This window comes from Bacillus sp. FG16 (genome assembly GCF_057809515.1).
On sequence record NZ_JBMDKC010000335.1, the window covers coordinates 1 to 447 of the forward strand.

1 pseudogene is annotated in these 447 nt (G+C 27.5%); it reads left to right on the top strand.

The annotated features are described in order from the left end of the window. Positions 1 to 314 precede the first annotated feature (314 nt). Positions 315 to 447, top strand: a pseudogene (locus tag ACODS7_RS32615) (recombinase family protein); the annotation flags it as partial.

Here is a 447-nt window from a genome sequence, read left to right on the forward strand (position 1 = left end):
CTACTATAAAGTTGATTTATTTCATCTGTAGTTAAAATAGTTAATCTTTTTTGAATATTCATATTCAATCGTTTTCTACATCTCCTTATGTATTATAGGTATAATAGATTACATCATGTCAAAAAGTATACTTTTTGACATGATGCGTTTAAGGGGGGGGTAATATTTCAGAATTATAACATAATTACTTTTGAAACATGTCACGAAAATTGTATAGAATTTGACACTAAAATATAATAATTACATCTTATAACCATCAAATTTTTATAATTATAGATTATACATGGAATTTGAAATGGGGGAAGGAATACATAATGAGGAAATTTTTCTATATTAGGGTAAGTAGTAAAGATCAATCCATTGAGAGACAACTCGCAACCGCAGCAGAGATCAGTATTCCTGAAGAATACATCTTTATAGAAAGAGCAAGTGGAAAAGATTTTAAAC